Origin of the sequence: Brevundimonas sp. EYE_349 (assembly GCF_023147505.1) — a bacterium.
Classification (GTDB): Bacteria; Pseudomonadota; Alphaproteobacteria; order Caulobacterales; family Caulobacteraceae; genus Brevundimonas.
Genome location: NZ_JAHXPB010000011.1, coordinates 68,420 through 80,471, shown reverse-complemented (window position 1 = coordinate 80,471; position 12,052 = coordinate 68,420). Strand labels below are relative to the sequence as shown.

Annotated in this window: 9 protein-coding genes and 2 pseudogenes; 4 read left to right on the top strand and 7 right to left on the bottom strand. The window is 65.5% G+C overall.

The genetic code is table 11. The features are described 5' to 3' along the window. Nucleotides 1-75: 75 nt before the first annotated feature. From KZX42_RS16355 to kduD, 5 genes and pseudogenes are all read right to left on the bottom strand, one after another. Nucleotides 76-369: pseudogene (locus KZX42_RS16355) on the bottom strand (SDR family oxidoreductase); the annotation flags it as partial. Then, nucleotides 368-853, bottom strand: a pseudogene (locus tag KZX42_RS16350) (fumarylacetoacetate hydrolase family protein); the annotation flags it as partial. The pseudogenes KZX42_RS16350 and KZX42_RS16355, both read right to left, overlap by 2 nt. Before the next feature lie 212 nt (nt 854-1,065). Then, nucleotides 1,066-2,709, bottom strand: a complete 1,644-nt coding sequence (locus KZX42_RS16345; protein ID WP_248121120.1) for a pectate lyase — start codon at nt 2,707-2,709, stop codon at nt 1,066-1,068. Between the two features lie 157 nt (nt 2,710-2,866). Continuing rightward, nucleotides 2,867-3,925, bottom strand: coding sequence for a sugar kinase (locus KZX42_RS16340; RefSeq protein ID WP_248121118.1), 1,059 nt, complete (start codon nt 3,923-3,925; stop codon nt 2,867-2,869). 20 nt (nt 3,926-3,945) lie between these two features. Beyond that, nucleotides 3,946-4,704: a 2-dehydro-3-deoxy-D-gluconate 5-dehydrogenase KduD gene (gene kduD, locus KZX42_RS16335; protein ID WP_248117979.1), complete on the bottom strand. Its 759-nt coding sequence runs from the start codon at nt 4,702-4,704 to the stop codon at nt 3,946-3,948. A gap of 142 nt (nt 4,705-4,846) precedes the next feature. On the opposite strand from kduD, the gene KZX42_RS16330 reads away from it, so the two are divergent. Further along, complete coding sequence (locus KZX42_RS16330; RefSeq protein ID WP_248121116.1) at nt 4,847-5,509, top strand: RpiB/LacA/LacB family sugar-phosphate isomerase; 663 nt, start codon at nt 4,847-4,849, stop codon at nt 5,507-5,509. Between the two features lie 42 nt (nt 5,510-5,551). Here KZX42_RS16330 and KZX42_RS16325 read toward each other — a convergent pair whose 3' ends face one another. Further along, entirely contained in the window at nt 5,552-6,601 is a 1,050-nt protein-coding gene (locus KZX42_RS16325) for a LacI family DNA-binding transcriptional regulator (RefSeq protein WP_248121114.1), read from the bottom strand. Nucleotides 6,602-6,736: 135 nt separating this feature from the next. Between KZX42_RS16325 and KZX42_RS16320 the strand changes: the two genes are divergently transcribed. From KZX42_RS16320 to KZX42_RS16310, 3 genes are all read left to right on the top strand, one after another. Continuing rightward, nucleotides 6,737-7,573, top strand: a complete 837-nt coding sequence (locus tag KZX42_RS16320) for a fumarylacetoacetate hydrolase family protein (RefSeq protein ID WP_248121112.1) — start codon at nt 6,737-6,739, stop codon at nt 7,571-7,573. A gap of 90 nt (nt 7,574-7,663) precedes the next feature. Beyond that, nucleotides 7,664-8,950 (top strand): MFS transporter, encoded by a 1,287-nt coding sequence (locus KZX42_RS16315; RefSeq protein ID WP_248121110.1) that lies wholly within the window; start codon nt 7,664-7,666, stop codon nt 8,948-8,950. A gap of 82 nt (nt 8,951-9,032) precedes the next feature. Beyond that, nucleotides 9,033-10,031 (top strand): alpha/beta hydrolase, encoded by a 999-nt coding sequence (locus KZX42_RS16310; protein WP_248121108.1) that lies wholly within the window; start codon nt 9,033-9,035, stop codon nt 10,029-10,031. A gap of 142 nt (nt 10,032-10,173) precedes the next feature. On the opposite strand, the gene KZX42_RS16305 is transcribed toward KZX42_RS16310, so the two are convergent. Continuing rightward, on the bottom strand, nt 10,174-11,694 hold the full coding sequence (locus KZX42_RS16305) for a carboxylesterase/lipase family protein (RefSeq protein WP_348983649.1): 1,521 nt from the start codon (nt 11,692-11,694) through the stop codon (nt 10,174-10,176). Nucleotides 11,695-12,052 lie beyond the last annotated feature (358 nt).

Here is a 12,052-nt window from a genome sequence, read left to right as displayed (position 1 = left end):
TCCTGGATGTCCTCGGCGCCTCGCCGTCTTGATGCGGCTTCGGCGGTATGACGAGCGGGGTGTGCGCCGCTCCTTTCAGTACGTCGTTCTTCCGCCGGAGGTGTCGAAGGTGGAGGCGGTTGTGAAGCTGCATTCCTCGGAGGCCATGAAGCAGACCATGGCGGCGCTTTCGTCGACCTCGCCGAGGCGGCCCATGGGGATCTTGGAGCGCATGTAGTCGACCTGGCTCTGGGGCAACTGCTCCAGGATGGGGCTTTCGAAGGTGGCGGGGGTCAGGCTGTTGGCGACGACGCCCTTGCCGGCCAACTCCTTGCCCAGCGACTTGGTGAAGCCGATCACCCCGGCCTTGGAGGCGGAATAGGCGGATGCGATAGGCGCGCTCGGACACGTCGTTGATCAGCACATAGCCGGCGACGTGATCCAGGGCCTCTTCCTTGGTGACGTAGGACGCAGGCTTGCCGATGACGATGCCCAGCTCGACCTCCCAGTCGGTCTTCTCCGAGCCACGCGGAATGACCACGTCGTCGTTCGGCCCGTTCAGGCAGGTGATGGCCTTGGTGAACAGCACCGGCTCGGCCGGGATCGGCAGGTTGGATTCGGCGGCGTGGTCGGCGAAGTTCAGGCCGATGGCCAGGAACTTGCGCACGCCGTTTATCGGCACGCCATAGCGGGGCTGGCCTTCGACCAGGGGCAGGGTGGTCGGGTCGATGGCCTTCAGCGCCTCGAGCGCAGAGCCATGCAGTTGGTCCGGGGTGATGTCGGCGATGTGGCCCGACAGGTCGCGGATGCGCCCCTCAGTATCCAGCGTGCCCGGCTTTTCCTGGCCCCTGGGGCCGTAACGCAGCAGTTTCATGGTGGGGGAAGGGCTTTCGTCTTAACGCGCGTAGGGGCGATGCAGGGCGATGTCGCGGTTCAACTCGACGCCGAAGCCGGGCGCATCCGCTTCACCATAACGCGCGCCTTCCGCATTATGATATCTAAGACTACAAAATGGGATTATCGCCGTCAATGAGCGTGTCGATATGTCCCTGATCAGGGACATATCGATCTCATTGCTGCCGTACCCTACGCTCCCAAAGCCTCGATCAGGTCGCCCATGTTGCGCACGAAGACTGAGGTCGAGACGCCCTCGACCGGGAAGTCGGTGTGATAGGGCGAGGTGTCCCACAGGTCGCCGACGCGGGTCGTCTGGTACTCGCCGCCCGTGACGGCGGTTGGGGAGGGGCCATTATAGGGGTTCGACGTGGTGGTCAGGGGCGTGGGCCAATAGCCGCGCGCGTTCAGACCTGACATCACCTCGGCGGCGCGGCCGGCGGCCGGTCGGGCGGGGCGACGTGCGTCGGTCGACATGTCCCAGACATCCACGTCCTGCAGGGTGAAATACGTCGGCAGGTTCAGAGAGCCGGGCCGCGCCTTGAGCGGAGAGCCGTGCGTCGCCTCGCTGACCGGCATGACCGCCAACTGCTCGTATTCGCGGCGCAGGGCGGCGGTGTCGACATTGCGGAACGAACCGTAGTGGACGATCAGATTGGTGGGATTGTCGTCGGCGTAATACTGACCATTGGCGATGTTGGACCCGCGCCGGTGGATGTAGATCGGCATGTTGGAGCCTTCCAGGATGAAGGTCGGATGCGTCCGCCCCGGCGTGTTCAGCGGGGGCTTGGCCGCGACCTGATCCAGCCAGTCCAGCGCTTCCGGCAGGCGCGCCAGATATTTGCGGTCGCCGGTCAGGCGATAGAAGCCAAGCATTGACTTGATGTTGGCGCCGGTTGTGTGGGTGGCGAAGGCCTGGGGCTCGATGGTCCGGGCGCCCGCCGGCTTCAGGGTGTCCGGGAAATGCTGAAGGCCCCACGCCGGTTGGGGCTGAGGCTGCTGGGTCTTCACGAAGATGTCCATGCCGCGATTGATGGCGTCCAGCAGGCGCGGGTCGCCGCGACCGTTCCGCGCCAGGCCGTGATAGGCGTAGATCAGGAACTCCAGGTTCTCGCCCGCCACATCGTCGTTGAAGGTGATGTAGGGGGTATAGTCGGCGTGGCCGTGCAGGCCCCCGTTCTCGACGAACGGATAGCGTTGGGGCCAGCCGCCGTTCGGATACTGGCTCTCCAGCACGAAGCTGATCGCCTTGTTGAGGGGCGCCAGATATTTGCGGTCCTTCTTCTCCAGATAGACGCGCAGCAGCAGTTGCGACGCCTCCGACGTGCCCGCGTCGTCGAAGGTGGCGTTGCCGTAATAGTGATGGAATTCCTCCAGCCGCCAGGCGTTGGCGGCGACCGTCCCATACCACTGCTTCAGCGACTCCTCGCCGGCGGTGTCGATGACATAGTTCCAGCCGCCCAGCGGGTGCTGGCCCTTGACCAGGGCGTCGGCGGCCTTCTTGGCGGCCTCGTAATAGAACTCGTCGCCCGTGGCGTGATAGGCGTCCAGGAACAGGTGGCCCACGGTGCCTGTGCCCGGCGGCTGGACCCAGATCATGGTCGGATTGGCTTCCAGCTCGCCCCAGCGGCGCGAGAAGTCGGGAAGATACTGCCAGACATAGCCCCCATCGACGGCGGCTTCTTCGCTCATGAACCGGGCGGCGCGCTTCATGGCGTCCAGCACGGCGGCGCGCTCAGGCGACGCTTGGGCAAAGGCGGGGGCGGATGCGGCGACGAAGGTGGCGGCTGCGCCTGCGGCCAGCAGGGCGCGACGGTTCATGGATGTGGCGGGCATGGGAACTCCTGGTGTGACCTCTCTCGGACGGTTCTTGGCGACCGTTTCGAAACATCAATCAAGCATGATTGACACCGGTTTCCTAGTCCCCCGACGCTGACGGGAAGGGCTGCAGGGACTTGTCGCCCCAGCCTCCTCCAAATCAGGATGCATCCGCCTATCGCCGGATATCGAACCCGCCGTCGCTCATGGCGGCGTGTACCTGGTCGGCGGTGAACAGGTTGAAGTCGCCGGGGACCGAGTGTTTCAGTCCGGCGGCGGCCAGGCCGAAGTCGAGCGCCTGCTGATCCACCCATCCGCTCCACAGACCGAACAGGACGCCGGAAGCAAAGGCGTCGCCGCCGCCGACGCGGTCGACGACGCCGGTCAGGTGGATGGCTTCGGCATGGGTCTCGATGATGCTGTCCCCGTCGCGGGTCAGCATGACCGCCGACAGGGCCTGGTCGGCGACGCTGTCCTGAACCCGCAGGGTGCAGGCGATGCGTTCCAGGCGGGGGAAGGCGGCGAAGGCGGCCTTGGCGGCCTGACGGCGGCGCTCGGCTGGGTCGGGGCTGTCGAACGTCGTCTTCAGCACCAAGGCGAAGTCGCGGTCGTCGGCGAAGGCGACGGTGGCGCCGGCCAGCATCCGGCCAAGGGTCGCGGGCGGATCGCCGTCCCACTGGTCCCACAGCTTGCCGCGGAAGTTGCCGTCATAGCTGACCTTCACCCCCTTGTTGGCCGCGGCCTCGATGATGGTGACAGCGGCGGCCGAGCCGTTGGGGCCGGTCGCGGGCGTGACGCCCGAGGCGTGCAGCCATTCGACGCCGTCCAGCAGTTGGTCCCAGTCGAAGGCGGTGTTCACATGCTCGACGAAGGCCGAACCCGCGCGGTCATAGAGGACTTCGGACGGACGGCGCACGGCGCCGGGCGTCAGGAAATACAGGCCCATTCGTCCCGCCGTGAAGACAATGGGGGTGGTGTCGACGCCGTGCCTTCGCACCTCGTCGCGGGCGGCGTGGCCGAGCGCATTGTCCGGCAGGACCGTCGCCATCCGCGTCGGCGCGCCGAAGCGGGCCAGGGCCACGGCGACATTCGCCTCGGCCCCGCCCGGACGCACGGTCAGGGCGGGGGACTGCATCAGCAGTTCATTCTGATTGGGCGACAGCCGCAGCAGCATCTCGCCGAAGCAGAGGATGGCGCGGGAGGCGGCCGAGGGACCCGAGGCGGTGTTGGTCATGTCGGAAGGCTAACCGTGTCTCAGCGCGCCTGCCAGCCGCCGTCGACCGGCAGGATGGCGCCCTGAACATAGTCGGAGGCCCGGCTGGCCAGGAAGACGGCGGCGCCGCCCAGGTCCGAGGGCTGGCCCCAGCGACCGGCGGGAATGCGGCCCAGGATCTCGGCCGACCGCACCGGGTCTTCACGCAGGGCCTGGGTGTTGGCCGTGGCGAAATAGCCAGGGGCGATGGCGTTGGCGGTGATGCCGTGCGGCGCCCATTCGTTGGCCATCAGCTTGGTCAGACCCGCCACGCCAGACTTGGACGCGGTGTAGGACGGCACGCGGATGCCGCCCTGGAAGGACAGCATGGAGGCGATGTTGATTATCTTGCCGCCGTCGCCCTGTTTGATGAAGTGGCGGGCGACCGCCTGGCTCATGAAGAAGACGGTCTTCAGATTGATGTTCATCACCAGATCCCAGTCGGCTTCGGAGAAGTCGACGGCGTCGGCGCGGCGGATCAGACCGGCGTTGTTGACCAGAATATCCACCCGACCCATGGCCTGAAGCGCCTCGGCCAGAACGCGCTCGACCGGTTCGATCGAGGTCAGGTCGGCGCTGACGGCGTGGGCGCGCCGGCCCATGGCCTGAACCTGGGCGACCGTATCGTCGGAATCGGACAGGGCGACCGAGACAATGTCGGCGCCGGCCTCGGCCAAGGCCAGGGCGATGCCCTGACCCAGACCCGTGTTGCCCCCGGTGACCAAGGCGACCTTGCCGGTCAGGTCGAACGGATTGCTCATGGTGTTTCCTCTCAGGTCGATTTCGAACGTCGGATCGGACCCGACTTGTCTCAGGTGGTAACCGGTGTCATATACAGATGTAAATGGTTAGATGATAACCACATCTGTCGGCTCGCCCGCACAGTCGCCACTGAGGATACCCATGAAGATCGCTCTCATCATCGAAAACAGCCAGGCCGCCAAAAGCGAGACGGTGAACGCCGCCCTGAACGCCGTCGCGGAGCCGCTGGGCCACGAGGTCTTCCACTATGGAATGTACGCGCCCGAGGACAAGGCGTCGCTGACCTATGTGATGAACGGCGTCCTGACCGGCATTCTGCTGAACTCGGGCGCGGCTGATTTCGTCGTGACGGGGTGCGGCACGGGCATGGGCTCGATGCTGGCCTGCAACAGCATGCCCGGAGTCTTCTGCGGTCTGGTGATCGATCCCACCGACGCCTTCCTGTTCGGTCAGATCAACGACGGCAACGCCATCTCCATGCCTTACGCCAAGGGCTTCGGCTGGGCGGCGGAACTGAACCTTCAGGATGTCTATCGCAAGCTGTTCGAGGGCGAGCGCGGCTTGGGCTATCCCAAGGAACGCGCCGAGATCATGCGCAAGAACCGCGGCGTCCTCAGCACCCTGAAGGCCGTCACCTGCCACGACATGCTGACGGTGCTGAGGACCATGGATCAGGACCTGTTGAAGGCCGCCATCGCCGGCGAGCGCTTCCAAGATTACTTCTTCGCCAACGCCACGGATGAAGGCATCCGCGACTATCTGAAGGGCGTACTCGCCGCCAAGCCCGCGCTGGAAACGGCTTGACGTCTGGAGGTCGGCGCACGACCGCGCGCGCCGACCGATTTTCTAGGACGCAGGAATCGCCGACTTGCGTACGACAAGGGCGGGGCGAACGTCCGGCTGCTGCATCTTCGCCGGATCGACGCCGCGCATCGGCGCCAGCAGCTTTTCGGCGGCCATCCGCCCCATGTCGCGGATCGGCAGACGGACCGATGTCAGATTGGGCCAGACCCGCGCCGCCATCGGCAGGTCGTCAAAGCCCACGACAGAAAGGTCGCGCGGCAACTCCAGACCGCGATCCCGCGCCGCCTGCATCACCCCTATGGCCATGTCATCGTTCAGGGTGAAGATGGCGGTCGGCGGCGTATCCAGCGCCAACAGGGCGTGCCCAGCCTCGACGCCCGATTCGAACGTATAGGCGCCCTTGAAGTCATAGGCCGGGTCCAGCGGAATGCCGCGCTCGGCCAGGGCGTCCAGGAAGCCCTGGCCCCGCACGGCCGACGACCGGAACAGGTCCGGGCCGCGCACCAGACCGATTCGACTGTGTCCCAGGTCCGCCAGATGCGTCGCCGCCTCGGCCGCGCCGATCCAGTCGTTGGTGACCACCATGGATTGCGGCTCGTCGAGCGCCACCGAGGCGATGCGGACATAGGCGCAGTCGAGATCGCGCAGCAGGTCGATGACCCGTTCATCCTCCGACACCGACGGCGGCATGACGACGCCATACAGCCGCTGCCGCTCGACAAAGCCCTGGATATCTTCCAGCAGGGTAGGGGAGTTGCGGTTGCAAGGGTGGACGACCAGTTCCAGGCCGGAGCCCTTAAGTGCGTCCAACACTCCCTGCTGCATGTTCACCACATAGGTCGGACTGGGGTTGTCGTAGATCAGCCCGACCAGGAAAGATCGCCGGAAAGCCAGGGCGCGCGCCTGGGGATCGGGGATGAAGCCCAGCGTCTTGATGACGGCGTTGACCCGCTCGCGCGTGTCTTCCTTGACGAACAGCGACTGGTTGATGACCCGCGAGACGGTCTTCTTGGAGACCTGAGCCTCCCTGGCGACATCGTTGATGGTGGCCCGCTTGCCCGGCTTGCCGGATCGCGGATCGTCTTGAGCCAAGGTTCGGCTCCTTCTCTATGTGGAGCTTCAACGCATAGACGCGACTCGTCGCCGACGCCATGGGTGTGCGCTAAACCGGATTGACACCGGTTTCCTTCCTCTTTCTTATCGCGCTCTATTCACGAGGCTACGATCTTGACTTCGACCCCTAATCTTGCGGACGAGACCGACACCACGGCCGCCGATGCCGCCGTGATCGCGCGGCGGTTCGTCGAGGCGCGGTTGGCTGCGCGCCATACGCCCGACTATCCGGGCGCCATTCCCCAGAGCATGACGGAATCCTACGCCATTCAGGACATCGCCATCGGACTGTTCCCCGACGCGGTGGTGGGATGGAAGGTGGGGGGCGTGTCGCCGGCGCAGCAGGAAACTCTGGGCGTCCATCGTCTGGCGGGGGCCATTTTCGCGCGCAATGTCTGGCCGGCCCCCGGCGACACGGTCGTGCCGCTGCCCGAGATCGAGGGCGGTTTCGCCGCCGTCGAATCGGAGTTCATCGCCCGCATCGGCGCCGACGCCGATCCCGCCAAGACGGACTGGACCATCGAGGAGGCTGTCGCCGCCGTCGACAAGGTGTTCGTCGGCGTCGAACTGGCCGGCAGCCCTCTATCGGCGATCAATGACCTGGGATCGGCCGTCGTCGCTTCCGACTTCGGCAACAACGGCGGCTTGATGATCGGCCCGGAGGTCGAGAACTGGCGCGAACGCCTGGACCACATCGAGGTCGAAACGGTCATCAACGGCGCCAGCGTCGGCACGGGCGGTTCGTTGTCCCTGGCGGGCGGCGCGATGGAATCCGTGCGGTTTCTTCTGGAGCATTGCGCGCGCTGGGGGCGTCCGCTGAAGGCGGGCGCGCTGGTCTCGACCGGCGCCGTCACGGGGGTTCACCGCGTCCATGCCGGCGACGAGGCCGTTTGCATTTTCAGAGGTATCGCAGAGCTTCACTGTTCGGTCGTCAAGGCCGAAGCCCAGTAAACATCATCGGACGTCAACCCCGCCGCCGTTCAGGGACGGAAAAGAGCAGGGGATGCGTCGAGGAAATAACAGGAACGGGTTTTCATAACCATGTCAGACGCTTCCGTCGCGCCGCCGATCCAGATCAAGGCGCCATCACCCGGCAAGTATCGCTGGATCATCATGTGGCTGCTGTTTGCGGCCATGGTCATCAACTACGTCGACCGTCAGATGATCGGCTTCCTCAAGCCGACCCTGTCGGCTGAGTTCGGCTGGTCGGAAACCGACTATGCCGACATCGTTTTCTGGTTCCAGGCGTCCTACGCCGTGGCCTATCTGTTGTGGGGCCGGATCATGGACCGGATCGGCGCCCGTTGGGGCCTGGGGATCGCCTTCGGCATCTGGCAGATCGGTCATATCATGCACGGTGCGGCGCGGGATCTGTCGCACTTCATGATGGCGCGGATGGTGCTGGGCGTCGGTGAGGCCGGCGGCTTCCCCGGCGGGATCAAGGCGGTCGCGGAGTGGTTCCCCAAGAAGGAGCGCGCGCTGGCCACCGGTCTGTTCAACGCGGGGACCAATATCGGCGCCATCGTCACGCCCCTGATCGTGCCGGGACTGGTTCTGGCCTTCGGCTGGCAGATGGCCTTCGTCATCACCGGCGTTCTGGGTCTGATCTGGCTGCCGATCTGGCTGTTGATCTATCGCCGGCCGCGCGAGCAGAAGAAGCTGTCTGCTGCCGAACTGGCCTATATCGAGCAGGATCCGGCCGATGTGGTCGAAAAGGTCAAATGGACCAAGCTTCTGACGGTCAAGGAGACCTGGGCCTATGCCCTGGGCAAGTTCCTGATCGATCCGATTTGGTGGATGTTCCTGTTCTGGCTGCCGGATTTTCTAGGCAAGACATACGGTCTGGATCTGAAGACGTTCGGCCCGCCGCTGGTCGCCATCTATCTGCTGTCGGACGTCGGCTCGGTCGGCGGCGGCTGGCTTTCCTCGCGCTTCATGCATCGCGGCATGAGCGTCAACAAGGCGCGCAAGATCACCATGCTGATCTGCGCCCTGTGCGCGGTGCCTGTGGCCTTCGCCGCCATGGCGTCCAACCTGTGGGTCGCGGTCGGCATCATCGGTCTGGCGACGGCGGCGCACCAGGGTTTCTCGGCCAACCTCTACGCCCTGCCGGGCGATGTCTTCCCGCGTTCCGCCGTGGGATCGGTCGTCGGCATCGGCGGGATGTTGGGCGCCATCGGCGGCATGGCGATGGCCAAATACGCCGGCTACGTGCTGGAGAAGATCGGCACCTATACGCCCATCTTCATCGTCGCGGCCTCGGCCTATCTGATCGCGCTGCTGGTCGTGCATCTGATCTCGCCGAGATACGAGCAGGCCAAGGTCTGACGGAGGGGCGTAGGACCTAAAGTCATTGAGGATTGCGGCCGGGCGAGTGATCGTCCGGCTGCGTTCCTTTCAGGATGTGAGCATGACGATGGATATCGAACGCAGGGCGCTTCTGGGTTTGGCCGCAGGGGCCGGGATGGCCTGGGCTGCGCCGCGTGCGTCGGCGCAGACGACAGCAGACGCGGGTCGCGCAGGCCCGCCCGACCCGGCCGAAGTCATACGTTTGTGGCCCGGCGGCGCGCCGGGCCGGCGGGGAGTGAGCGTCACACCCATCGTGCCAGAGCGTTCGACCGATCCGACTTTTCATGACCGATACGCCCAATATACGACCGATCCGATCCTGACCGTCTTCCGGCCCCAGCGCCCGAACGGATCGGCCATGCTGCTGATCCCTGGCGGCGGTTATCGCTGGGCCGTGCTCGACAAGGAGGGGTATGACGTGGCGCGGGTTTTCGCCGCCAGCGGCACGACCTGCTTCGTGCTGCGCTATCGCTTGCCCGCCGACGGCTGGGCGGCTGGCGCTGACGCGCCGCTACAGGACGCCCAGCGCGCCATCCGCCTTATCCGCAGTCGGGCCGCCGACTATGGCGTCTATCCGAACAGGATCGGCGTCCTGGGCGCTTCCGCCGGTGGACATCTGGCGGGTCTGGCCAGCGCGCGTGCGGATGCGACCTATGCGCCGACGGATGCTGCCGATGCTGTGTCGTTCCGCCCGGATGCGACCGTGCTGATGTATCCCGTGGCGACCATGGCGGACCCCTATGTTCACGCCGGATCGCGCACCCAATTGCTGGGCGAAGCGCCGTCGCCTGAGCGGATCGCGGCCTACTCCCTGGAGAAGATGGACTGGCGTGGCGCGGCGCCCGTCTTCCTGCTGCACGCCATGGACGACGCCGCGGTGCCGGTCGAGAACAGCCTGCAACTGCTGACCACGCTCAAGGCCGCCGACGTGCCGTCCGAAGCGCATCTTTTCCAAGAAGGCGGCCACGGTTTCGGCATCCGCCTGATCCAAGGCAAATCGGCCCAGGTCTGGCCTGATCTGGTCCGCGCCTGGGCCGCGCGGCTGGATTTCCCGCTTTAAAGGCTCCGTGGCCCAACGTCGGCTGCGCGTGTTCGGTCCGCCGAGGTGACATCCGCCCGGCATCTACCGCTGTCACTGGACTAGCCGCGATCGGAAGCTGGACCCATTGGGCTGCTTTTTCCGCGCGGGAGTCCAAGTGCGCTTACGTCCCCGGCTGGATATAGGGGATGGCCGAGAAGAAGGCGCGCTCGTCGCCGCGCGGGTCGTCGGCCATGCGCGGCTGCACGTCCATCAGCATGGTCTGGCGACGCGGCAACTCATAACGGTCCCAGCGTGGCAGGCCGGCATGGTTCGGGTCGCCATCGCGGGCCAAGGCGATGAAGGCGTCGCTCATTCTGTCTGATAGACTTTGCGCGCCCGGGCCCCGCGTGTGTGAGCCGGTCGCCTGAACGTTATCGAACACCAGAGGGATGTCGGCAGTGTGGAAAGCGCCCATGCGGCCCGAGGTCAACTCACCGGGGAAGTCCAGTTGATAGACCCAGGCGGGCGCTCTGGCCCTGGCGCGTTCTTCGGCCTCGATCACCGCTCCACGCCAGGATCGCCCCGCCGTCGTGGCGGCGATCAGCACTCGATCCGGCGACCAGTCGGGATGCATGGCGCGATAGCCGGCGATCACCGCCTCGGGGGTTATGTCGATCCGCATGACCCCCGGCGTCAGCCGCCCAGCCAGGGTGTCCCATGTCAGGCCCTGGTTCCTGGGATCGTCGCCCATGAAGCCCAGCGTCTCCTCGCGGGTATTGCCGATGATCATCGGGATCGGCCGACCCATCGGCGCTGCATCGGGATAGAAGGGGTGACGTGGCAGGCTGCGGAAATCGAGCACCGGCCCGAAGTAGAGGCCGCCGAAGCCCAGGATCGGATCCTCGGCGGTTTGCGCCTCCAACAGCCGTTCCACCGGCATCGTCGCCGCCTCGGCTGCGCGATCCGGCGTCAGGCCCAGCGCTTTCAGCCACGCCGTCGCCCGCGTCGTGGCGTTGATTGGCCCGGAGGCCGTGACCTGCTGACCGCTCATGGTCGCGGCGCGGTGGAACAGACCTTGGGCGGCCGGCATGGCCATCAGGGTGGCGATCTTGGCGCCGCCTCCCGACTGGCCGAACAGCATGACCCGCAAGGGATCGCCCCCGAACGCCGCGATATTGTCCCGCACCCATTGCAGAGCCAGGATCAGGTCCAACTGCCCGGCATTGCCGGAATCCTCGAACCCAGGCGCCAGCCGCGCGAGATAGGCGTATCCGAACACGTTCAGGCGATGATTCAGGGTGACCACCACGACATCCCCCCGCGTCGCCAATCGTGCGCCGTCATAGAGCGGGTCCGATCCCGAGCCCGCCGAATAGGCGCCCCCGTGGATATAGACCATCACTGGGCGACGCGCTGCGTCGGTCCCTGGAGTCCAGATATTCAAGAAGAGACAATCCTCGCTCTGGTTCGGCTCGTTTCCGCGTTGGGGACTGGCTGCTCCGTAAGTCCCGGCGCGGATCGGATCCCGCCAAGGCTCAGGTCTCCGAGGCGGTCTGAAGCGCTGCGTGGGCGCCCCGTATCGCAAACCCTTGAATACGCTCACGCCATCGTACCGAACCCCAATGACGGGACCGGCGGTGGTCTGCACCCGAGGATCGTTCGAACCTGCGCTGACGGAAAGGGGGAGGGCCGCGGCTGTCATCCCAAGCATGAGCGCTTTGCGACGTGTGATCATCGATATGGCTCCCGGCATGACGATGCGCGGAACGTGTGGTTTGAAGGAGATGGTGATGTGAACTCGACACTGACAGACATCTTCGTCTCCATTGCTGGGGCTGGTCGCCAAGGTTTGTGTCCGGCAGCCGACTTGGGACAGATTACAAATGGGCCATCGGCGCAGCCACGTTCTTGCCACACGCCCCCATCTGTGGCTAAACATTTATGACACCGGTAGCAGAGACTTGGCCAACAAGTCGTGACACCGGTGTCGCCCGCCAGCAGCGGGTGGCGTGAACGTGGACGTTTCGTTCCTAGCGACGCCAGATTTGGGAGGAGACACG

Coding starts and splice junctions, on each gene's coding strand:
- KZX42_RS16345 (WP_248121120.1), bottom strand. CDS start 2,709: ATGCCCGCCACATCCATGAACCGTCGCGCCCTGCTGGCCGCAGGCGCA.
- KZX42_RS16340 (WP_248121118.1), bottom strand. CDS start 3,925: ATGACCAACACCGCCTCGGGTCCCTCGGCCGCCTCCCGCGCCATCCTC.
- kduD (WP_248117979.1), bottom strand. CDS start 4,704: ATGAGCAATCCGTTCGACCTGACCGGCAAGGTCGCCTTGGTCACCGGG.
- KZX42_RS16330 (WP_248121116.1), top strand. CDS start 4,847: ATGAAGATCGCTCTCATCATCGAAAACAGCCAGGCCGCCAAAAGCGAG.
- KZX42_RS16315 (WP_248121110.1), top strand. CDS start 7,664: ATGTCAGACGCTTCCGTCGCGCCGCCGATCCAGATCAAGGCGCCATCA.
- KZX42_RS16310 (WP_248121108.1), top strand. CDS start 9,033: ATGACGATGGATATCGAACGCAGGGCGCTTCTGGGTTTGGCCGCAGGG.
- KZX42_RS16305 (WP_348983649.1), bottom strand. CDS start 11,694: ATGACAGCCGCGGCCCTCCCCCTTTCCGTCAGCGCAGGTTCGAACGAT.